The 20907-nt window shown below is 39.3% G+C and carries 16 protein-coding genes, 1 tRNA gene, 1 other RNA gene and 1 pseudogene; 13 read left to right on the top strand and 6 right to left on the bottom strand.

From position 1 onward, the window contains the following. The first annotated feature begins 63 nt into the window (after positions 1-63). The 10 genes from rpsA to GWD08_RS02035 all read left to right on the top strand — a co-directional run bounded on the left by rpsA (position 64) and on the right by GWD08_RS02035 (position 10935). Positions 64-1266, top strand: coding sequence for a 30S ribosomal protein S1 (gene rpsA, locus GWD08_RS02080; protein ID WP_159544084.1), 1203 nt, complete (start codon positions 64-66; stop codon positions 1264-1266). A 463-nt stretch (positions 1267-1729) separates the two neighbouring features. Beyond that, a complete protein-coding gene (locus GWD08_RS02075; protein ID WP_159544081.1) occupies positions 1730-2536 on the top strand; it encodes a MurR/RpiR family transcriptional regulator in 807 nt (268 codons plus the stop codon). 6 nt (positions 2537-2542) lie between these two features. Further along, positions 2543-3262 carry an N-acetylmannosamine-6-phosphate 2-epimerase gene (locus GWD08_RS02070; protein ID WP_159544079.1) on the top strand — a complete coding sequence of 240 codons (720 nt, stop codon included), beginning with the start codon at positions 2543-2545 and terminating at the stop codon, positions 3260-3262. Positions 3263-3264: 2 nt separating this feature from the next. Beyond that, positions 3265-4182: a dihydrodipicolinate synthase family protein gene (locus GWD08_RS02065; protein ID WP_159549183.1), complete on the top strand. Its 918-nt coding sequence runs from the start codon at positions 3265-3267 to the stop codon at positions 4180-4182. A 48-nt stretch (positions 4183-4230) separates the two neighbouring features. Further along, positions 4231-5769 (top strand): sodium:solute symporter family protein, encoded by a 1539-nt coding sequence (locus GWD08_RS02060; protein WP_159549186.1) that lies wholly within the window; start codon positions 4231-4233, stop codon positions 5767-5769. Between the two features lie 19 nt (positions 5770-5788). Beyond that, the gene (locus GWD08_RS02055; RefSeq protein WP_159544073.1) at positions 5789-6259 is read left to right on the top strand and encodes a NanQ anomerase/TabA/YiaL family protein; all 471 of its coding nucleotides are present in this window, start codon (positions 5789-5791) and stop codon (positions 6257-6259) included. Further along, a complete protein-coding gene (locus GWD08_RS02050; protein WP_159549189.1) occupies positions 6249-8321 on the top strand; it encodes a sialidase family protein in 2073 nt (690 codons plus the stop codon). The genes GWD08_RS02055 and GWD08_RS02050 overlap by 11 nt, the downstream gene beginning before the upstream one ends. Before the next feature lie 27 nt (positions 8322-8348). Next, complete coding sequence (locus tag GWD08_RS02045) at positions 8349-9458, top strand: Gfo/Idh/MocA family protein (RefSeq protein WP_159549192.1); 1110 nt, start codon at positions 8349-8351, stop codon at positions 9456-9458. A gap of 295 nt (positions 9459-9753) precedes the next feature. Then, positions 9754-10641, top strand: coding sequence for an ROK family protein (locus GWD08_RS02040; protein WP_159564023.1), 888 nt, complete (start codon positions 9754-9756; stop codon positions 10639-10641). Between the two features lie 222 nt (positions 10642-10863). Continuing rightward, a tRNA-Arg gene (locus tag GWD08_RS02035) sits at positions 10864-10935 on the top strand. Between the two features lie 256 nt (positions 10936-11191). Here GWD08_RS02035 and GWD08_RS02030 read toward each other — a convergent pair. Continuing rightward, positions 11192-11812, bottom strand: a complete 621-nt coding sequence (locus GWD08_RS02030; RefSeq protein WP_159544065.1) for a DUF3862 domain-containing protein — start codon at positions 11810-11812, stop codon at positions 11192-11194. A 207-nt stretch (positions 11813-12019) separates the two neighbouring features. Here GWD08_RS02030 and GWD08_RS02025 point away from each other — a divergent pair. After that, positions 12020-12295: pseudogene (locus tag GWD08_RS02025) on the top strand (tyrosine decarboxylase); the annotation flags it as partial. A 455-nt stretch (positions 12296-12750) separates the two neighbouring features. On the opposite strand, the gene GWD08_RS02020 reads toward GWD08_RS02025, so the two are convergent. After that, entirely contained in the window at positions 12751-14133 is a 1383-nt protein-coding gene (locus GWD08_RS02020; protein WP_159549201.1) for an MFS transporter, read from the bottom strand. Between the two features lie 495 nt (positions 14134-14628). Beyond that, positions 14629-14978: a transfer-messenger RNA gene (ssrA, locus tag GWD08_RS02015) on the bottom strand. Between the two features lie 88 nt (positions 14979-15066). Between ssrA and GWD08_RS02010 the strand changes: the two genes are divergently transcribed. Next, entirely contained in the window at positions 15067-15678 is a 612-nt protein-coding gene (locus GWD08_RS02010) for a TVP38/TMEM64 family protein (RefSeq protein WP_159564022.1), read from the top strand. Between the two features lie 31 nt (positions 15679-15709). Here GWD08_RS02010 and GWD08_RS02005 read toward each other — a convergent pair whose 3' ends face one another. Genes GWD08_RS02005 through GWD08_RS01995 form a run of 3 tightly spaced genes read right to left on the bottom strand, consistent with a single transcriptional unit; the run spans position 15710 to position 17569 of the window. Next, positions 15710-16492: an ABC transporter permease gene (locus tag GWD08_RS02005; RefSeq protein WP_159549204.1), complete on the bottom strand. Its 783-nt coding sequence runs from the start codon at positions 16490-16492 to the stop codon at positions 15710-15712. 9 nt (positions 16493-16501) lie between these two features. After that, positions 16502-17200 (bottom strand): ATP-binding cassette domain-containing protein, encoded by a 699-nt coding sequence (locus GWD08_RS02000; protein ID WP_159544055.1) that lies wholly within the window; start codon positions 17198-17200, stop codon positions 16502-16504. After that, positions 17201-17569 carry a GntR family transcriptional regulator gene (locus GWD08_RS01995; protein ID WP_159544053.1) on the bottom strand — a complete coding sequence of 123 codons (369 nt, stop codon included), beginning with the start codon at positions 17567-17569 and terminating at the stop codon, positions 17201-17203. 180 nt (positions 17570-17749) lie between these two features. Between GWD08_RS01995 and GWD08_RS01990 the strand changes: the two genes are divergently transcribed. Next, positions 17750-20854 carry a DNA polymerase III subunit alpha gene (locus tag GWD08_RS01990; protein ID WP_159549207.1) on the top strand — a complete coding sequence of 1035 codons (3105 nt, stop codon included), beginning with the start codon at positions 17750-17752 and terminating at the stop codon, positions 20852-20854. The last annotated feature ends 53 nt before the right edge of the window (positions 20855-20907 follow it).

Genomic DNA, 20907 nt, shown 5'->3' with positions numbered 1-20907 from the left:
TTGAGAAAATATATTGTTATCAAAAGCTAGCAGGAGCTAGCTTTTGTTGGAGGATTTTTTAGAATGAATGAATTTGAAGATTTGCTAAACAGTGTTAGCGAAGTAAATCCCGGTGATGTAGTCACTGCGGAAGTTTTAACTGTTGATAACGGTCAAGCAAACGTTGTTATCGAAGGCACAGGTGTTGAAGGCGTATTAACTCTTCGTGAATTGACTAACGACCGTGATGCTGACATCAACGACTATGTTAAAGCTGGCGACACAGTTGAAGTGCTTGTTCTTCGTCAAGTAGTAGGTAAAGATACTGATACTGTAACTTTCCTTGTATCTAAAAAACGTTTAGAAGCTCGCAAAGCATGGGACAAACTTATTGGTCGTGAAGGTGAAGTTGTTACCGTTAAAGGTACACGCGCTGTTAAAGGCGGACTTTCAGTAGAATTTGAAGGGTTACGTGGTTTTATCCCCGCTTCAATGATTGACACACGTTTTGTCCGCAACACTGAAAAATTTGTTGGTCAAGAATTTGATGCTAAAATTAAAGAAGTTGATCCATCAGAAAACCGCTTTATCTTATCACGCCGCGATGTCATCGAAGAAGCTGCTGCAGAAGCACGCAAAGAAGTTTTCTCTAAATTGACAGAAGGTTCAATTGTGACTGGGACAGTTGCTCGTTTAACTAGCTTTGGTGCCTTTGTAGACCTTGGTGGAGTAGATGGACTTGTTCACGTTACTGAACTATCACATGAACGCAATGTTTCACCAAAATCTGTTGTCTCAGTTGGTGAAGAAGTTGAAGTTAAAGTACTCTCCATTGATGAAGAAGCTGGCCGAGTATCCTTATCAATTAAGGCGACTCAACCTGGACCATGGGATGGTGTTGAGCAAAAACTAGCAGCTGGTGATGTTATTGAAGGCAAGGTAAAACGTTTAGCTGATTTTGGTGCTTTTGTCGAAGTATTACCAGGTATTGATGGTTTGGTTCACATTTCACAAATTTCACATAAACGTGTGGAAAATCCAAAAGATGTTCTTTCAGTTGGTCAAGATGTCACTGTAAAAGTACTTGAAGTTAATGCAGCAGACGAACGTGTCTCGCTTTCTATCAAGGCACTTGAAGAACGCCCTGCACATAGCGAAGGTGACAAAGAAGAAAAACGTCAATCACGTCCGCGTCGTCCAAAACGCGAAGCTAAACGTGATTACGAATTGCCAGAAACACAAACTGGTTTCTCAATGGCAGATTTATTCGGCGATATTGAATTATAAACAATCAGACTTTATAGCAGGTCTGAGAAGAGCAAAAAGCAACGACCTAAAAATCGTTGCTTTTTGCTTGCTTGTAAAAGGCTCTATAAGCTGTAGTGGCTAAGTCCCTACCACAGCTTATAGAGCTTTTTTGAGGTGAGGTTGTTCATGGATAATTTTTTGTACCTAACTAGTGTCGTCAACTAAAAAAGACAGAAATGTTGGAAATAAGGAACAAAAATCAAGTTGGGAGATTGTGCAATTAAAATGCGGTTATCCGAATTTTTAATCTCAGATTTGCTGAATCTCTTGCCTAATTTGATACTTTTGGGGAAGCAAAGTAAAACTAAATGCCTCAACAGTTAGGCTTCACTTGCTGTTAGCTTTGTTGAAACGCGTTTCTATTTTTAGCAAGTGATTGAAATAAAAAACAAAAAGTAATAAAATGACACTGTAAACGTTTACTTTACATAGGAGGAGCTCCATGGTATTACAAAAAGAACTAGTTCCAATCATTGAATCTAATCTTAATAAAATGACAGCCACAGAGAAGGATGTAGCCAGTTATTTTTTGAAAAATAGGAAAATGGATTATTTAACAACGGAATATTTTTGTAAGCAACTGCATGTCTCTAAAGCAACCTTGACACGTTTTTCTCAAAAATGTGGCTACAGTGGCTTTAGAGAATTCCTTTTCCAATATAAGGAAATGATTAAGGGACAAGCTGAAGTCACTATTTATAAAAATTGGACGCAAAATGTCTTGTCTGACTATGAAGAAATGCTGCGAAAAAATTATTCTGTCCTAGATGAAGCAAGATTAGAGAGGATTCAACAGTTAATAGAGTCCTCTTCTCGCATTTATTTTTATGCTAAGGGGAGTTCAGCCTTTGCTTTAAATGAAATGAAAGTTCGTTTCATGAGAATGGGAATCATGGGAGAAGTTATGGATGACGACGACATGATTTTATGGAATAGTCTTTTGGTTGATGAGTCTTGCTTAGTGATTGCTGCTTCAATATCGGGCAAAACCAAAACCATTATTGAAGCATTAGCAACTGCTAAAAGAAATGGTGCAAGGACTGTATTGATGACAACACGAAATTTTGATGATTATGATTTTTGCGATGAGTTATTGCTGTTAGCTTCCACGCAAAATCTTTCCTATGGCAATAGAATATCACCACAATTTCCCATCTTACTGATGACTGATTGCTTATTCTCTTATTTTTTAGATAGCAAGGAAAGAAGATCTTATTACGACCAAACCATCATTCATAAGGAGGAATAATATAATATGCGACAAGGTTGGACAAGGGATACATTTTTAAAACAAATCCAGGGCGGGATGATTGTTTCTTGTCAAGCGCTGCCTGGTGAGCCTTTATATGAGCAGGCATTCAGCCTCATGCCCTATATGGCCAAAGCAGCCAAAGAGGCTGGGGCAGTGGGCATTCGTGCTAATTCTGTTCGAGATATTACAGCTATTCAACAAGTCACGGATTTACCAATTATTGGTTTGATTAAGCGAAATTATCCTCCACAGGCTCCTTATATCACACCAACAATGAGAGAAGTTGATGAGCTTGTTGCCTGTAATACAACAGTTATTGCCTTTGATGCCACCCAACGTCCACGCTATGATGGTCTTGAAGTAGCAGATTTCATCCAAAAGATTAAGACAAACTATCCGAATCAGTTACTGATGGCCGATATTAGTACCTTACAAGAAGGACTGATAGCTAGCGCAGCTGGTGCTGATTTTGTTGGAACAACCTTATCAGGTTACACTTCAGACAGTCCAAAATTAGACGGACCTGATTTTAATTTGATTCAAGAATTAGTTGAAGCCAACTTAACGGTCATTGCTGAGGGAAGAATCCATACTCCTCAACAATTACAAAAAGTTTATGCATTGGGAGTCACCAGTGCAGTTATTGGCGGGGCAATAACACGACCAAAAGAAATTGCCGAGCGGTTTATTAAGGTACTCAATCACAATAAAGGAGAGGTGTAATAATGAGAGATTTATCTAAATATGAAGGAATTATTCCAGCATTTTATGCTTGTTATGATGATAAGGGTGAGGTGAGTAAAGAACGGGTCCAAGATCTTGTTCGCTACTATATTAAAAAAGGCGTAAAGGGAATCTATGTCAATGGATCCTCAGGTGAATGTATCTACCAAAGTGTTGAGGATCGTAAACAGATTATTGAAGCCGTGATGGAAGTGGCAAAAGGACAACTCACCGTGATTAACCATGTGGCTTGTAATAATACTAAAGATAGTATCGTATTGGCACAGCACTCTGAAGCAGTTGGAGTAGATGCGATTGCAGCCATTCCTCCTATTTACTTTAAGCTTCCTGACTATTCAATAGCTGCTTACTGGAATGCTATGAGTCAAGCAGCACCTAAGACTGATTTTATTATTTACAATATTCCACAGTTAGCAGGAGTAGCCTTGACAGAAGCATTGTATAGCCAAATGCGCCAAAATCCGCGGGTTATTGGTGTGAAGAATTCCTCAATGCCTGTTCAGGATATTCAAACTTTTGTGGCAGCTGCGGGCGATGATTATATTGTGTTTAATGGGCCGGACGAACAATTCTTAGGTGGGCGAATCATGGGAGCAAGAGCTGGTATTGGTGGAACATATGGTGTGATGCCCGACCTTTATTTGAAGCTGAACCAATTATTTGAAGAAAAGAAACTTGCAAGGGCTAAAGAGCTGCAATATGCTATTAATGAAATTATTGCCAAAATGGTCTCTGGTCGAGCTAATATGTATGCCATTGCCAAAGAAATCCTACGGCTAAATGAAAATCTGGATCTAGGTTCAGTGCGTGCGCCGCTTGAAGCTTTAGGTGATGAAGATCAATCGATTGCTCAGGCAGCAGCAGAGCAGATTAATCAAGTTAGAAAAGCATTCTTATAATGTTAGGTCACTGTGTGGTATACATTCATTAACGAATGGAGGGTTAATATGAATAAAACAGGGTTTACCTCAATTGACCTCATTATTTTGATTGCCTACTTGGCTATCGTGCTTTTAGCTGGCCTGTATTTCTCAAAGAAAGAGATGAAGGGCAAGGAATTTTTTAAGGGTGATGGCTCAGTGCCTTGGTATGTGACATCGGTTTCACTGTTTGCAACGATGTTAAGTCCGATTTCTTTCCTAGGCTTAGCAGGTAATTCTTATGCAGGAAGCTGGATTTTATGGTTTGCTCAATTGGGAATGCTCATTGCTATTCCTTTAGCTATCAAATTTGTGCTCCCCATTTTTGCTCGTATGGATATTGATACGGCCTACGATTATTTGGAACGCCGCTTTGAGACGAAATCCCTACGGGTTATCTCAGCAGTTTTATTTATTGTTTATCAATTAGGTCGGATGTCAATTATTATGTATTTACCATCGTTTGGTTTAGCAGCCTTGACTGGGATTGATATTAATATCCTAATAATATTAATGGGCGTTATCGCCATTATCTACTCTTATACAGGGGGGATAAAATCCGTATTATGGACTGACTTTATACAGGGTGTGGTGCTCATTGGTGGGGTAGTAATTGCATTATTTGTCCTGCTAAGAGATATTAATGGTGGGCTAGAAACAATTATGCACCATTTAGCTCATGGTAAATTTCTAAGTCCGACTGAAAAATTGTTTGACCCCAATATTTTAGCAAGCTCAGTCTTTTTGATTGTGGTTGGATCAGGCTTGACCATTTTTTCGTCCTATGCGTCTTCGCAGGACTTGGTGCAGCGGTTTACAACCACGCAAAATATTAAGAAATTAAATAAAATGATGTTCACTAATGGTGCCTTATCACTTGGGGTTGCAACGGTCTTTTATTTGATTGGGACAGGACTATATGTCTTTTATAAAGTTCAACATAGTGGCTCAGTAGATGCTATTGCGCAGGATCAAATTTTTATGTATTTTATTGCCTATCAATTGCCAGTAGGCATTACTGGGATTATTTTAGCAGCTATTTATGCTGCTGCCCAATCCACCATCTCCACTGGGCTTAATTCGGTAGCAACGTCCTGGACACTTGATATTCAAGAAGTGTTTTCAAAAAATATGTCTGATAAACACCGGACGCGCTTTGCTCAAATGGTCTCACTGCTAGTGGGAATTTTCTCTATTGTGGTTTCTATCATCATGGCTCATTCTGATATTAAATCAGCCTATGAGTGGTTCAATGGATTTATGGGGCTTGTACTTGGGCTTTTAGGTGGGGTGTTTGTGCTTGGTTTTGTATCAAAAAAAGCTAATAAATATGGAGCCTACGCTGCCCTTATTGTTTCAACCATTGTTATGGTTTGTATTAAATATATCTTGCCACCAGAAGCGGTTAACTACTGGGCTTATTCCCTCATTTCAATTACGGTGTCCTTGGTCAGTGGCTACATCGTTTCTCTATTAACAGGTAATAAAGCAGTGGCTCCTAAATACACAACCATCTATGATATTTCAGAAATTTTAGCTGATAGTAGCTGGGAACAACGTCATTAATAGAAAAGAGGGCAATCTTATGATTATTGCAGAACGATCCGACTTTAAAACCTACATTCCACTAAATCCCCACTTTGCAACTGTCTGGGATTTTCTTACTAAAACAGATTTGACCACCTTAGAAGATGGTAAAATCGACATTGATGGTGCGAACGTTTTTGCGAATTGTATGACTTATGTCGCAGATGGCACTGCAGGTCAAGTGTTTGAAACCCATAAGCAATACTTAGACATTCATCTGGTGTTGACAAATACGGAGAAAATAGCAGTGGCTGCCCCAGCCAGCTCACAACTGAAAGTAGCATTTGATGACGCGCAAGATTTTGCCTTGTATGAAAGCGAACAGTACCAGCTGCTTGAATTGACAACCAGCAATTTATTGGTAGCATTTGCAGCAGATTTTCATCAACCAAAAATCCGCATCAATGATCAACCTGTTAAGAAATTAGTTATTAAAGTATTGAACCAAGAGGTAAACCATGAAGCTTAACAAATCTTTGATCGGTTGCCTGGTTGCAAGCTTATTGGCCTTTACTTTGACGAATGTTATTTCAGCCGCATCCAAAGCTTCCCTAGTACCTATTTTTGAAGCATCTCAGCTGACCTTGAATGGTCAAGCAGCAGAATTTAGCGAGCAAATCGGTGATAAGCTCAAAGGAAATGATTTTACTCTTATCATTTCCTATTCTCAAACAGAAAATAAAGGGGATCAAGCCTTATTTGGCATGTCTAATCCAGCACCTGGTAACCAAAATAGCTACATTGATCTTTTTATCCGAGAAAATGGGGAATTGGGTATGGAAGCCCGTGATACCTCTACTCAGACTAATCATTTAGTGGCTCGTCCAGCTGCTGTCTGGGGACGGTTTAAGCATAAGCCGGTCACAAATGATGTGGCACTGGTCGGGGATTCCACGCATAGCACTTATACTCTATATGCAAATGGGACAAAACTAGTAGAAACCAAGGTTGCACATTATTTGGGGCCAAAAAACATACAAGGACTTAGTGCTTTTGTCCTAGGTGGGGTTAAACGTGCCCAAAAGATGGCTTATGGTTTTAAAGGGACTATTGAAAGTGCTAAAGTTTATGATCAGGCACTTGATGCGACTAGCCTAGAAAACATAACAACAAATCAGATCACAGACCATCTTATTTACACTGCAAATGATACCACAGGTTCCAATTACTTCAGGATTCCTGTGCTCTACACTCTAAGCAATGGTCGCATCCTCTCAAGTATTGATGCCCGATATGGTGGAACCCATGATTTTTTAAATAAAATCAATATTGCGACTAGTTACAGTGATGATAATGGAGCGACATGGCAAAAGCCCCAATTAGCACTTGCATTTGATGACTTTGCTAATGCTCCCTTGGAGTGGCCGCGTGAGCCTGGCTTGCGCGATCTACAAATTAGTGGCGGTGCCACTTACATTGATTCTGTTATGGTAGAAAAACCCAATCATCAAGTAGTCCTGTTTGCTGATGTCATGCCTGCGGGCGTTAGTTTTCGTGAAGCACAGCGAGACGATTCTGGCTATAAAGACATTAATGGCAAAGTTTACCTCAAATTGAAAAAAAGGGGTGAGTCAGGCTATGATTACACTGTCCGCGAGCAGGGGCGGATTTTTGATGATCGGACAAACCAGCCAACTGCCTATAGTCTTGCTAAGGATTTTTCTCTAATGGAAAATGGAAAGACTTTAACCGTGGAACAATACTCGGTCGCTTTTGACAACAATAAAAAGTCGGAGTACCGCAACGGCAAACAGGTAAATATGACAGTTTTCTATAAAGATTCCTTGTTTACTGTCGTTCCAACAAACTACATCGCTTATGCTACCAGTGATGATTCGGGAAAAACCTGGTCCCATCCTAGTCTCCTTTCACCGCTTATGGGATTAAAAAGAAATGCACCTTATCTGAGTCCAGGTCGTGGTATCGTTGATTCTAAGACGGGACGAATCCTCCTTACGGCTTATACAGGTAAAGAATCAGTCGTTATCTACAGTGATGATAATGGGGCGAGCTGGCAAGCTAAGACTGTGCCGCTACCGGATAACTGGTCTGCCGAAGCGCAGGTGGTGGAATTAAGTCCCGGTGTGCTTCAGGCCTATATGCGTACCAACAACGGCAAGATTGCTTATCTCACTAGTAAGGATTCTGGTAATACCTGGGGAGCCCCGCAGTACCTGGATTTTGTCACTAATCCTAAGTACGGCACTGAACTGTCGATTATAAATTATAGTCAAAAAATTGATGGCAAGAAGGCTCTGATTTTAAGTACGCCTAATTCTCCAAACGGAAGAAGGCATGGACAAGTGTCGATTGGTTTAATCAATGATGATCATAGCATTGAATGGCGGTATCATCACGACATTGATTTTGCACAATATGGTTTTTCTTACTCAAGTTTAACAGAATTACCCAACCATGACATTGGCCTTATGTTTGAAAAGTTTGATTCCTGGTCACGCAATGAGCTTCACATGAAAAATGTGGTTCCCTATGTCAGTTTGACCATCGATGACCTTAAGACGCATCAATAGGTCATAAAAAGCAAGCAAAGGAGTATTATGATTAATTATGGAATTGTCGGAGTAGGCTATTTCGGTGCTGATTTAGCTCGCTCACTAAATAACATTGCAGATGCAAAAGTTGTAGCGATTTTTGATCCCAATCATGGCCAAGAAATAGCTGAAGAATTAGGCGCAGCTGTTTGCTTGAGCCTGGATGCATTGGTCGAACGCGCTGATGTTGATTGTGTCATTGTAGCTTCGCCGAGCTATTTGCATCGTGAACCTGTTGTCAAAGCAGCTGAGCATGGCAAACATGTTTTTTGTGAAAAACCAATTGCTTTGAACTATGAGGATTGTAAAGCCATGGTTACTGCTTGCAAAGAGCATCAGGTTATCTTTATGGCAGGGCACATTATGAATTTCTTTAATGGAGTTCATCATGCTAAGGAGTTGATTACACAAGGAAAAATTGGTAAGGTGCTTTATTGCCATGCTACACGCACCGGCTGGGAGGAACAACAAGCAACCGTTTCTTGGAAAAAGCAACGTTCCCAATCAGGCGGACACTTGTATCACCACATTCACGAGCTTGATTGTATTCAATTTATTATGGGCGGCTTACCCGAAAAAGCAACAATGGTAGGTGGGAATGTGTATCATAAGGGCGAGCATTTTGGCGATGAAGATGACATGCTCCTTATTAACCTAGAATATTCTGATGATCGTTATGCTCTACTAGAATACGGCAATGCCTTTCGTTGGGGAGAACACTATGTTCTGATTGAAGGCACAAAAGGGGCCATTAAGCTTGATTTATATCATACCGGCGGAACCCTCCGTGTTAAAGGAGAAGGCGAATCCCATTTCTTAATCCATGAAAGCCAAGCAGAAGATGATGATCGAACAGCTATTTACACTGGAAGAGGGATGGATGGTGCTATTGCCTATGGTAAGCCGGGTGTGCGGTCGCCATTGTGGCTGCAAACATGTATTGATAAAGAAATGGCTTACTTGCATCATATTCTTAAGGGCGGTGAGATCACAGATGAATATGCTAAACTGTTGAATGGCGTTGCTGCCTTGGAATCCATTGCTACAGCTGATGCTTGCACCTTATCTGTCACAGAAGATCGCAAGGTATTTCTCTCTGAAATTACTAATGGCTAAATGCCTAATCTAAAGGGAAAAGCTAGGCTAATACTTAAGTGTGTAGTAGTGAATAAGCCTCAGTACAAAAAAGATAAGGATTTGGGAGTGAAGGCATTCCCAAATCCTGTTTTTAATGAGGTATTGCTAATGGTAATGTTGTAGGTAAATGGCTGAGCTTGAGAGAATTGATAGGATGTCTTTTCGTGTTTACCAATCAGCCACACGCTATAGCAGAGGGCGGAGCTTTTGAAATTTGTGCTCAGATGTCAGTACTAACAAAAAGGGAGAAGTTGTAAAGGGAGAGAGAAAAACGATGAAAAAAATTATTGGAATTGATATTGGTGGGACAACAATAAAGGCTGATCTCTATGATTTAGAAGGACGCAGTTTAAAACACTACAAAGAAGTTAGCACTTCCATTGACTATGAACGTCAGTCTAATCATATTTTAGAGCAGGTTTGTTGTTTAATTGAGGAATATAACCAAGATAACACGATTTATGGTGTGGGAATTGCTACAGCTGGAGTTGTGAATAGTCAAACGGGAGAAGTCGTTTATGCCGGTTATACGATTCCTGGCTATTGTGGTACAAATTTTAAGCAAACAATCCTAGAGCGATTTCAATTGCCCGTTGCAGTCGAAAATGACGTGAACTGTGCTGCTTTAGGCGAAGCCTGGCTTGGCAATGCCAGAGGCTTATCAAATCTTGTTATGCTTACAGTGGGCACTGGTATCGGCGGGAGTGTTATTATCAACAATCAGATTCTAAATGGTCATCAGTTTACAGCGGGTGAAGTGGGTTATTTACCGGTTAAGGGTCAAGATTGGCAAAATCTTGCCTCAGCAAAAGCCTTGATGGAGTTGTATAAGGAAAAAAGTGGAATCGCTGACCCTACTGGTCCTGAGTTTTTTGCAGATATAAAAGCAGACAATCCGATTGCACAAGAAACCTTAGCTACCTTTATTGACCATTTTACAGAAGGCATTTTGACCATTTCTTATCTCCTGAATCCAGAAGTCATTATTATCGGAGGAGGGATTTTTTCTGAATCAGCTTTGCTATTATCAAAAATACGCGCTTCCTTAGCTCAAAAAGTAAAGAATGCACGCTTTTTACCAAGGCACATTATTGCAGCATCCCTAGGCAATGAAGCCGGTCGTGTCGGTGCCGTAAAGCATTTTTTAAATACGCACCAGTAAACCAGTATTTTCCTAAGTGTTTCTGGAAAAAACAAATGGTGGTCTATAGTGATAGTGGCCGCAGAGGTGAGAAAAGAGATCCCAAAATGCAAATCTAGGGACATATTTGTGAAAAGGCATGTCATTACCACCTTATTACCTGCTTTTTCTTTCTGCCTACGTGCGGATTCTTCTTTTTTTCATTGTCAACCTATCCTTTTTATGGTATATTAGAAGGGTAGCCCACCTTTAGTGTAATGGATATCACGTAAGATTCCGGTTCTTGAGATGGGGGTTCGATTCCCTCAAGGTGGATAGAAAGTAGATAAAAAAGCCTGGTAAATAAGGCTTTTTTGTTACTTGTCCAAAATTTGTCCAAAAAACTATGCTCCCCTTTTACTGGTTTAATCAGGTGAAAGGGTTTTTGCATGAAATATAATGATACACTTAAATTAAGCGCAGTAGAAATGTATTGATCTGGTCAGTGGATGTAGACACCAGAAAGAGTCTGGACAAAAAACGTTAGAAAAAGAATGGTACAATGGTCAAAAAAGCTGACAGGTGCGCGTGCTTACCTGTCTTTTAAGCCCATTTCTGAAATGTCGACTAAATGATCATTTTCAAAAAATAAAGTAAGGTGTGCTTGAGCCTCTTTAGCCTTAAGCCCGCTAACCCAAATTGCTTGTAATTGGGTGTGATTACTAGAACTTGCTAGAGTATAGTCATCTGGTTCGGTCAACCGCTTAACAACTTCAGCATAGGTCATGCCTTTTTTGAGTTGACTGACTTTTGCATGGTCAATCGTTTTTTCACGATTAAAATAAAAATTAGCGATGGATTTGACAATGGTCGAGTCCTCAAATAAGTTAGCTTGGATAGTCACTTGACCAAATTTCCAGCTATAAACATCTAGCTTGGCATTCCCGGCAGTCTTGGTTTCATGACTGCTAGGCTGTCCATAAAGTTGGGTTAAATCAGCTAATGAACTACCACCTTTGAATTCGGTAGTGGCACTGGCAACCTTAATATTTTCAAAAGCTGCTCGCTTGTCTTGTTGTTCTGCAGGTCGGGCTTCTTTTTTTTCTGAAGAACGAGGGGTATTTTCGACTTGCTTAGGGGAATGGCCACAGGCTGCTAAGCTAAAACCCACTAGAAATAACATGCCCAGTTGTATGTATTTGTTGAATGTCATGACAGATCCTTAGAAATTATTGATTCTTTTTATTATATCATAATGTAAGCATGATATGAGCAAGAAGAAATTTAGCATGGGCTTGTTTCCCGACTTTATCAGTTAATTGACTTCGCACACGTTGTTTTTGCGATAACAGCGGTATTTCTTTATTTACAATTTATTTCAACGAAAGAAGTAAAAGCTTTAAGCAAAGAAAGAAGGAGAATGATAGTAACCAATAATGAGATGAATGTACATGCCCTTTTTATAGGTGACAAAGCTGAGAATGGTAATTTGTATAAAAATATGTTAAATCAACTTGTGGATGAGCATTTAGGGTGGCACCAAAATGATATGCCTCAAGATGAACCTTTTATGACTGCCTCAGTGCGAAACTCTAGTTCATTTAAGCATACTGTTGCTAAGGTAAAAGATGTCTTAGAGGAAATATCTGGTCGGCTGCGGACAACCTCGGTACCATGGCACAGTGCTGGTCATTTTTAGGGGCATATAAATGCTGAAACCTTTTTATCAACCGTTTATCCTATCAGATTGGTGATAGGGAAATAGAAGTTCATGCCTTAACCTATCCGGAGTGGCAATGCTAAAAGTTAATAAAGGCACCAAGTTAGCTGTAATGGAGAGGCCAAACAATGAGCTTAAGAGCAAAGTTAATTTGCATTACTTTTAGGCAGTAGCTAAATGCTAAATAATGAGGTACTCATGTCTACGATTAGAGAGCCACAATAAAAAGAACCGGCGTCCTAAATAGTTAAGTCTCCGGTTTTTTGATGACTTATGAAGAATCTTTTGAGTCTTTTGTTCATTTAACTGTTTTGTTTGATAAGAAGTAGGGTAAACAGTAACAGACTCATTTTTGACACGTTAAAAGAGGAGGAGATTAGTTTTCTCCTCCTCTAGCTAGCTGGCTTGTTAAGCCTTTAACTTATCTGTTGTTAGCCCTTTTCTTCCCAGTATTCCAAACTCTTATCACGAGAGAGCAGAGTACAGATAATGGCAGCAACTCCAGAAATGCCAAAGATGACAAAGGCAACGCCCCAACCAAAGTTATCAATGATAATACCAATGGCTAAGGTTGCAATAGTTGCCCCTCCAACATAACTAAAGGTACCAGTGAGACCTGAAGCGGCGCCGGCTGCTACTTTAGGCACCAGCTCCATTGCATATAAACCAACCATCATGACAGGGCCATAGATTGCGGCACCTAGACCGATTAAAATGATAAAGTCTAACATCATGTATTGTGGACCTGCTGGAACAAACCAATAAGCAATTAGTAATAAGATGGCAATAATTAAAAAGGCAACGTTAGTCAATGGTTTAGAATTTTTAAATAGCTTAGCTGACAGATAGCCTGCTGTTAACATTCCGATGATACCACCGATTTCAAAAAGTGAGAAGCCGCCCATACCCGCAGTAGCAGTAATTCCCTTACCACCTTGTTCAACACTTGTAGCTAGGAATTTAGGTGTCCAAGAAACAATACCATAGCGTAGAATATACACAAAGATGGAATATAAGGAAGCCCACATTAGTTTAGTATTGGGCAAAATATAGTTTTTAATAATTTTACCCATGCTTAAATCTTCAGTGGTTGCTTGGGAAGATTCAGTGGCTTCGTCATTAGGGTATTGATTGTGGTATTCTTCAATTGGAGGTAGACCAACAGATTCGGGTGTATCTTCTTGAAGAAAATAAACGACAACTGCTAAGAGACAGGCAATAGCACCTGGGAACCAGTAGGCTGCACGGGCTTGGTCAAGAGCGTTGTTTCCAGCAAGTGCTAAACCAATACCAGTTAAGATTGGTGCGATCGCTCCCCCAACATTATGGGATAAGTTCCAGATGGTCGCAAATTTGATCCTCTCTTTATTATCGTACCAGTAAACTAGCGTACGTGCTCCAGGCGGGTAGCCCATACCTTGTAACCATCCATTAATCAGATACATGATGGTGAAAAGCCAGATACTAGTAATGACAGAAGGAATAACCCCAATCAAGACATTGACCAAACCTGTAAGGAAAAGGCCAATGGGCAAAAAGACCTTAGAATTTGATTCATCTGAGATTAAACCTGAGATAAATTTAGAGAGACCGTAGGCAATATAACTAGCACACGTGATAATTCCGATTTCCGTTGCAGACATATTAAGAATGCCTGATAGAATTGAAGTTGTATTGCGCACGAAATAGTATCCCATATATCCAATGAATATAGAAATGAGAACTTGAATACGATACCGAGGATACTTACGTTTGATTTCGGCTTCAGATAAACGTGGCCGTTTTTCTGGCGGCGCTAGTAATTTTTTTAACATAAAGTTAACCTTTCTAATTTTAATCGTGTTAATTATATATCAGAAAGACATAGCTGTCAATTAATAATTAAGTATAAGTTAAAATATACCACACTTAATTCCAATTATACCCTTTTATTATTAGCGTATTCCTATTCTTATGGGTGCTATGAGATGATAAGATTAAATTTAATGAAACTTTTTCCTAGAAACTTTTTTCTTTACAGAAAATAGGAGGTAAAGCTCCGAGATAAAACAAAACCGCTCAGATTAATTTCTGGGCGTTTTTTGTGTTTTACTTTATTATGATACAGTCAATGGAAGTTGTGGAAGAGGTTTTGAGAGAATTGAGCTGTATTAAATGAAAAAAGATTTTAAAAAGTTTTAAAAATAGTTTTTGGGTCTCAATTTGGGTCTCAATAATATAGAAAGTTACGGTAACTCATGAACAAGCCAAAAAGAAAAAACCTTGATTTAACAAGGTTTTAAGAACTTATAGAAAGTTACGGTAAGTATTGATGGAGCTGGTGGGAGTCGAACCCACGTCCAAACATCTGCCAACATATTTGTCTACAACCATAGGTTATGTCTTAGTTTAACAACGAGGTGGACACATAACTCAAATCAACCACGTGCGAGTCTATCAATCTCTTGTTAAGAAACTAGACAATTCCTTAACCGTAGCTTGCTGATTTAAGACGCTTAGCAAAACACAAGCAATTTTGTAAGCGTCACGCTAGCTGGTTTTTAGGCAGCTAATGCGTAAGTGTTTGTATTTTTTGCAGTTATATTTAACTGGCACTTTTACATCTGCCGATGAGTCGCAAAATATGTCTCATAATGCCTGTCGAATCCGTAACAACCCCATAAAATAAAGAGTTCTCTCTCCATCTGTAATTATACCAGTTTTTATTTTAAATAGCAAAAAAAGCTTTCTTGTGCTATGATAACAGTATGAATAATGACAATTCAAGATACTATGTTTTCTTTCAGAAAACTTTCAAACTTCTAGGCATTCTTGCCCTGATTGCTTCTTTTATTACAGCTTTTTGGCTTTATAAAAAAGGCTTACTGAGTGATACGAATGCTTTAAAGCACTTTATTCTTCGCTACCATTTCTGGGGACCATTTATTTTTATTGTTGTCCAAATTTTTCAAATCATCTTCCCTGTTATACCTGGTGGCCTGACCACGGTCGCTGGTTTTGTTATCTTTGGCCCAGTTGAAGGGTTTATTTACAATTATGTGGGGATTATTGTAGGTAGTATTATTCTATTTGAACTTGTTCGTGTCTACGGAGTCAAGTTTATTCTATTATTTGTTGATCAAAAGACGTTTCAGAAATACGAACAAAGGCTTGACACTAAGGGTTATGAAAGATTCTTCATATTTTGTATGGCTTCGCCCGTATCACCGGCCGATTTGATGGTCATGTTGACAGGTTTGACGCGAATGAGCTTTAAGCGTTTTTTGATTATTATTTTACTTTCAAAACCAATTTCAATTATTAGTTATAGTTACCTACTGATTTTTGGTGGGGACTTACTTAAATGGCTACATCATTAAAAAGCTTGGCACATTGTCCAAGCTTTTTAAATTATTGCAAATTAAGTTTATTTTTAAGGATGAAGTGGGTACTGAAATAGACAATCCCTATTAAAATCGCTTGCTCAATAATGGTAATCCAATAGAAATTGCTTTCCAAGAGATAATCAACTTCATGACCATTAAAGTGGAAAACGTTGGTATTTAAATAAGACAACAAAGCACTAGTAGCAATGCTGATGGCGGCATAAGCGATAATGCCTTTGAGTCCTCTGTGATTAGCAAAAAGTTGCCCGATGGAAATGGCTAAGTAAATTAACAAAATCGCATAGATACTACCAATTAGGAAGTAGAGCAATAAACCAAGGACGACATCATAATGACTGGCAACCTGAGACATCAGCTGGTTGAACTGTTTGAGAAAGCTGTTCCAGCTGACTTGAGGAATGATCAGGATAAAGATTGCTAAGCATAAGACGATGCTGTTAAACAGACTGCATACAAAAGATGTGATGAATTTTGAGAGAATTAATTGATGCTCAGATACCGGTAGGGTCATGGTCAAATACCCTTCACGACCAAAGAGATTTTTATTGAAGCGATTGATAATGATTAATAAGGTAGCCAGTAATGAGCCAGCAATTAAGGCACCAAAGGTTAAAATCAGCGTGAAAGGAATAATTTTAGTAAAAATATTGTCACCTGAGAAGGTTGAAGCAGCTGAGATTTTAATGGTGAAAGATAAGATAGCCGCAATAGCAATCACTCCGGCGTTTAAGGCAAAGTACCATTTACCAATTGACTTAAATTCATACTTTAATAATTTTCCAAACATAACTTCCTCCTAAATCCGACATTTTTCTCTAAATAAGGCATCAATGGATAAATGATATTCTTGGCGTAAATCATCTGTACCGCCTTGAAGGAGAATTTTGCCATCTTTTAGGAAAATAACTTCATCTAAGATGGGTTCAATATCAGTGATCAAGTGGGTGGAAATTAAAACAGAAGATTCCTCACAGTAATTATTAATAATTGTTCGTAAAATATAATCACGTGCGGCTGGATCAACCCCACCGATTGGCTCATCAAGGACATAAAGTTTAGCTTTACGACTCATTACTAAGATGAGTTGTACCTTTTCTTTGTTACCTTTTGAGAGATTCTTTAGATAGTCGTTTAAATCAAGATTTAAGTCACGCAGTAAACTATGAGCACGGGTGCGGTCGAAATCTTCATAAAAATCATCGAAAAATTCAATAATATCTGAAAGCTTCATTTCTTCACGCAAGTAACTGGTATCAGGTAAATAAGAGACGATTTTTTTGGTATCAATGGAAGGACGAAAACCATCAATGACAATGTCTCCTTTATTAGGTTGGAGGAGGCCGTTAATCATTTTGATGAGGGTTGTTTTACCACTTCCGTTTGGGCCTAATAAACCGATAATCTTTCCTGAAGGAATCGTCAGAGTCAGGTCATCAATCACCGGTTTTTTATGATACGTTTTGGAAATGTGGTGGAGCTGCAATAAGTTTGACATTTAGTTAACCTCCTTTAAATAGGATTCAAGAACTGGTAGTATTTGCATTTTTTCGTAGCCCATGCGGATCATGTTCTTTGTAAAAGTTTCCAATTCTTGATGGGCTAGCTCTCGGCGCTTACTAGCAATAAGATCTTGGTTATCTGTTACAAAGCGCCCGGCGGTGCGCTGAGAATAGACAATGCCTTGGCGTTCAAGTTCGGTGAAAGCACGTTGCATGGTATTAGGATTGACACCGGCTGTTTCTGCATATTCGCGAACAGTTGGCAGTTGATCTCCACTTTGAATTTCCTGGCTAACAATTTGCATTAAAATGTGGTTTGCAATTTGCGCATAAATGGGAGATTTTTCATCAAATTTCCAAGCCATCTGGACTCCTTTCAAAAAGATTTGATTGTACTATGTAAATGATACAGAACAAAAGTCTAATTGTCAAGAAAAAGGCTGATAAGTTTTTGACTCCATTTTGGAAGAGCATAAAAAACGCCCAGGTCAAAGCATTTCATAGTATAATAGAGAAAACAGTTTTTTTAGTGGGAGGAGCATCTAGTGTTTGCACAACTAAATACAAAAACCGTCTATACGTTTATGGATAGTTTGATTGACCTACGTACTTATATTTTGCAGGCAAAGGCCTTAGGCTATCAAACACTTGGCATTATGGACAAAGACAATCTTTATGGTGCTTACCACTTCATTCAGGCCTGTCTAAAAGCTCAGCTGCGCCCTGTTCTCGGGCTAGAAGTAACCTTGGTTGAGCAGGATGCTTCTTTTAATTTGCAAATGATTGCTAAGAATAGTCGTGGTTATAAAAATTTACTGAAGCTTTCAACTTTGCGGCTATCTGATCGTTTGTCAGTAGCAGATGTTGTTAATTATCAAGAGGGTCTCGCTTTCATTATTTCGGCTAACCAGTATCAACAGGCGTCAGCCTTTCCTTTGCCTTATTATCTGGGTGTTACCCCCAAAACAGTGGTAGATGACTATCAAGGGCCACTCATTGCCCTCCAAGAGGTCCGTTATTTTCAAGAGGAAGAGCGAGAAACCTTGCAGGTTTTGCAAGCAATCAAAGAAAACATTTCCTTAAAGGATGTGCCTTTGATTGAGCAAGGACTTGAGTTGAAAAGTTGCCACGATATGACAGCAGCCTTTGCGGCAACTTATCCAGAGGCTTTGGCCAATCTAGAAGCATTAGTGTCAGATATTCATTATGAATTTGACCAGCAATTGAAACTGCCGCGGTTTAATATGGAAAAACCAGCCCAGCAGGAATTACTGGAGCTGACTACGCAAGGCTTGCAAGACAAAAAACTGTGGACAAAACCTTATCAAGACCGTTTAACTAACGAACTGCAGGTGATTTCAGAAATGGGATTTGATGACTATTTCTTAATTGTCTGGGATTTGCTTCGCTTTGGTCGTAGCAAGGGCTATTATATGGGGATGGGGCGTGGTTCTGCCGCAGGGAGTTTGGTAGCCTATGCGCTTGACATTACAGGAATTGATCCGGTTAAAAATAATCTGCTCTTTGAGCGTTTTTTAAATAAAGAACGTTTTAGCATGCCAGATATTGATATTGATTTACCAGATGTTTATCGCGCCGAGTTTCTTCATTATGTGCGCAATCGTTATGGTATGGAGCATTCAGCACAAATTGTGACCTTTTCAACCTTTGGCCCCAAGCAAGCAATTCGCGATGTGTTTAAACGCTTTGGTGTGCCTGAATATGAACTTACCCAATTAACGAAAAAAATAGGGTTTAAAGAAAGTCTAGCTTCTGTGTTTGAGAGCAATATTAGTTTTCGACAGGTCATTAATAGTAAGCTAGAATATCAAAAAGCTTTTGCGATTGCCAAGCGAATTGAAGGTAATCCGCGTCAGACTTCAATTCATGCAGCTGGTATTGTGATGAGTGATCAACTTCTAACAGATTATATTCCACTTAAGCGTGGCGAAGATATGATGATTACCCAGTATGATGCAGCTGCGGTGGAAGCAAACGGCCTCTTAAAAATGGATTTTTTGGGTCTGCGCAATTTGACCTTTGTCCAGCGGATGCAAGAAAAGGTTGCCAAAGACTACGGTCAAGAGCTTAAGATTGAAGCGATTGATCTGGAGGATCAAAAGACTCTGGCTTTGTTTGCACGAGGAGATACCAAGGGAATCTTTCAGTTTGAACAAACAGGAGCGATTCATTTATTGCGCAGAATTAAACCTCATCGTTTTGAGGATGTTGTCGCTACTACCAGTCTGAATCGACCAGGAGCAAGTGATTACACTTCCAATTTCATTAAGCGGCGAAATGGACAAGAAGCAGTTGATTTGATTGATCCTGCTGTCGCGGCTATTTTAGAGCCGACTTATGGGATCATGCTCTATCAGGAGCAGGTCATGCAGATTGCTCAAGTCTTTGCTGGCTTTACCTTGGGTCACGCGGATTTGTTACGCAGGGCCATGTCTAAAAAAAATGTGGTGGAGATGCAAAAGATGCAAGAGGCTTTTGTTCAAGGAGCTCTGCAATTGGGCCACTCAGAACAAACGGCACATTTTTTGTTTGACCGGATGGTAAAGTTTGCCGGATATGGCTTTAATCGAAGCCATGCCTTTGCCTATTCAGCTTTAGCCTTTCAGATGGCTTATTTTAAGGCTCATTATCCAGCCGTTTTTTATGATGTGATGATGAACTATTCTAATAGTGATTATATTGCTGATGCTTTAGAGAATGGATTTAAGGTTGGTCGTCTGTCAATTAATACTATTCCTTATCATGATATGTTCAAGCAAGATACGATCCTTTTAGGAATGAAACATATCAAAGCTATTCCGCGTGATTTAACTTATTGGATTATTGAGCACAGACCTTTTGACTCGCTTGAGTCGTTTTTGTCTGCTTTGCCAGAGCATTACCGTGTTCGCTCTATCTTGGAGCCTTTGATTAAAGCAGGACTTTTTGATTGCTTTGAAGCCAATCGCCATAAAATGTTAAGTAATTTAGATGGACTGTTAATTTTTATAAATGAATTGGGCTCATTGTTTGCGGATTCTTCCTTTAGCTGGACTGAGACTGAGGATTATTCGGCAACAGAAAAATATCAGATGGAACAAGAAGTGATTGGGATTGGCTTAAGTGATCATCCTTTATTAGCAATTGCAAAGCGTAGCAACAAGCCATTTCAAATGATTGGCCAGTTGAGCAAAGACCAGCAAGCTACCCTTTTGGTCCAGATCGAATTCATTCGGATTATTCGCACAAAATCAAGCGGCCAACAAATGGCATTTCTACGAGTCTTTGATACCCAACACAAGATGGATGTGACCGTTTTTCCTGATACCTATATGCAGGTCAAGGACCTTCTTAAAGAAGGGGGATTCTATTATTTAAGCGGTCGTGTTAAAGAACGGGACCAAAAACTGCAGCTTGTCTTACAAGGAATAGAAGTTGTACAGGAAAAAGCATTGTGGATTTTGCTAGAAGATCACTCAAACGATACGGCTATTTCTCAACTACTTGCCTTACACAAAGGAAATGTTCCTGTCATCTTGCACTATAAAAAAACAAAAGAAACCCTTCAATTATCAGGGCAGGGTTTGGCCCTCACTCCAGAGGTTGAGCAGGCCCTCCAAAAGCTAGCAGTGAAAACGGTTTATCAATAAAAATGGCCGATTAGTGAAGCTATTTGCAAACTATTATGCTATAATAAGAACGT

The sequence above is a fragment of the Streptococcus halichoeri genome, assembly GCF_009870755.1.
Classification (GTDB): domain Bacteria; phylum Bacillota; class Bacilli; order Lactobacillales; family Streptococcaceae; genus Streptococcus; species Streptococcus halichoeri.
This window is presented reverse-complemented; position numbering and strand designations above follow the sequence as displayed.

Bases quoted from the DNA above. Each gene is read 5' to 3' on its own strand.
- rpsA (WP_159544084.1), top strand. From the start codon at position 64: ATGAATGAATTTGAAGATTTGCTAAACAGTGTTAGCGAAGTAAATCCC.
- GWD08_RS02075 (WP_159544081.1), top strand. From the start codon at position 1,730: ATGGTATTACAAAAAGAACTAGTTCCAATCATTGAATCTAATCTTAAT.
- GWD08_RS02070 (WP_159544079.1), top strand. From the start codon at position 2,543: ATGCGACAAGGTTGGACAAGGGATACATTTTTAAAACAAATCCAGGGC.
- GWD08_RS02065 (WP_159549183.1), top strand. From the start codon at position 3,265: ATGAGAGATTTATCTAAATATGAAGGAATTATTCCAGCATTTTATGCT.
- GWD08_RS02060 (WP_159549186.1), top strand. From the start codon at position 4,231: ATGAATAAAACAGGGTTTACCTCAATTGACCTCATTATTTTGATTGCC.
- GWD08_RS02055 (WP_159544073.1), top strand. From the start codon at position 5,789: ATGATTATTGCAGAACGATCCGACTTTAAAACCTACATTCCACTAAAT.
- GWD08_RS02050 (WP_159549189.1), top strand. From the start codon at position 6,249: ATGAAGCTTAACAAATCTTTGATCGGTTGCCTGGTTGCAAGCTTATTG.
- GWD08_RS02045 (WP_159549192.1), top strand. From the start codon at position 8,349: ATGATTAATTATGGAATTGTCGGAGTAGGCTATTTCGGTGCTGATTTA.
- GWD08_RS02040 (WP_159564023.1), top strand. From the start codon at position 9,754: ATGAAAAAAATTATTGGAATTGATATTGGTGGGACAACAATAAAGGCT.
- GWD08_RS02030 (WP_159544065.1), bottom strand. From the start codon at position 11,812: ATGACATTCAACAAATACATACAACTGGGCATGTTATTTCTAGTGGGT.
- GWD08_RS02020 (WP_159549201.1), bottom strand. From the start codon at position 14,133: ATGTTAAAAAAATTACTAGCGCCGCCAGAAAAACGGCCACGTTTATCT.
- GWD08_RS02010 (WP_159564022.1), top strand. From the start codon at position 15,067: ATGAATAATGACAATTCAAGATACTATGTTTTCTTTCAGAAAACTTTC.
- GWD08_RS02005 (WP_159549204.1), bottom strand. From the start codon at position 16,492: ATGTTTGGAAAATTATTAAAGTATGAATTTAAGTCAATTGGTAAATGG.
- GWD08_RS02000 (WP_159544055.1), bottom strand. From the start codon at position 17,200: ATGTCAAACTTATTGCAGCTCCACCACATTTCCAAAACGTATCATAAA.
- GWD08_RS01995 (WP_159544053.1), bottom strand. From the start codon at position 17,569: ATGGCTTGGAAATTTGATGAAAAATCTCCCATTTATGCGCAAATTGCA.